At 64.8% G+C, this 1,003-nt stretch carries 1 protein-coding gene; it reads left to right on the plus strand.

Translation table 11 applies throughout. From position 1 onward, the window contains the following. The first annotated feature begins 60 nt into the window (after positions 1 to 60). Entirely contained in the window at positions 61 to 993 is a 933-nt protein-coding gene (locus tag ACFQ4E_RS20585) for an IS5 family transposase (protein ID WP_386806407.1), read from the plus strand. Positions 994 to 1,003 lie beyond the last annotated feature (10 nt).

Here is a 1,003-nt window from a genome sequence, read left to right on the forward strand (position 1 = left end):
GTTGCACAAGTCAGACGACGAGGGATTCACTTCGCGAATCCATGGCGTTAGACGCGCTGCATGAGCAAGCCATCTCCCGCCCGCTATCGCACGACGAACTGGTCCAGCTACAACGGATCGCTGCCCAAGCGGGGGTCCCTTTTGATCTGGGTCGACAAGGACATGACCTGGCGCGCGCCGCGTGACGGGCGTTGCGGACGGCCTGCGATCTTCTCGGATGCGGCCATACAGTTCTGCCTGTCGATCAAGATCCTGTTCAAGCTGCCGCTTCGCCAGACCGCCGGGATGGTCTCCAGCCTGCTGAAGCTGGCGGGGCTGGACTGGCCGGTGCCCGACTTTTCCACCCTGTGCCGGAGGCAGAAGAACTTGGCCGTCCAGATCCCCTATCGCCGCGCCGGTGGGCCGCTGAACCTGCTCGTTGACAGCACTGGGATCAAGTTCCTGGGCGACGGCGAGTGGCAGTCACGCAAGCACGGGGTGCAAGGTCGACGCCAATGGCGCAAGGTGCATCTGGCGATGGACCCGGCCACATCCGACATCCGCGCCGTCGAGTTCACCCCCAGCCGCGATGGCGACAGCCCCGTGCTGCCGGACCTCCTTGGGCAGATCCCTGAAGACGAGCAGATCGGCACCGTGACCGCCGACGGTGCCTACGACACGCGCCGCTGCCACAAGGCCATCACTGACCGGCAGGCCACGCCGATCACTCCGATCCGAAAAAACGGCCGCCTGTGGAAAGACGACTGCCCCGCGGCAAGCGCTCGCAACGAAACCCTGCGCGCCACCCGATATTACGGGCGGGCATTCTGGAAACGCTGGACGGGATACCACGCCCGCAGCCGGATCGAGGCGAGGATGCGCTGCCTGAAATCCTTTGGCGAGCGCATTGCTGCAAGAGACCCCGAACGCCAGACCGCCGAAATCCACATCCGCATCGCACTCATGAACCGCTTCAACGCCCTCGGCACCGCCGAGATCATCCGCGTGGCCTGACGGTCAGTGG

The sequence above is a fragment of the Litorisediminicola beolgyonensis genome, from assembly GCF_042679605.1.
Classification (GTDB): Bacteria; Pseudomonadota; Alphaproteobacteria; order Rhodobacterales; family Rhodobacteraceae; genus Litorisediminicola; species Litorisediminicola beolgyonensis.

Bases quoted from the DNA above. Each gene is read 5' to 3' on its own strand.
- ACFQ4E_RS20585 (WP_386806407.1), top strand. From the start codon at position 61: ATGAGCAAGCCATCTCCCGCCCGCTATCGCACGACGAACTGGTCCAGC.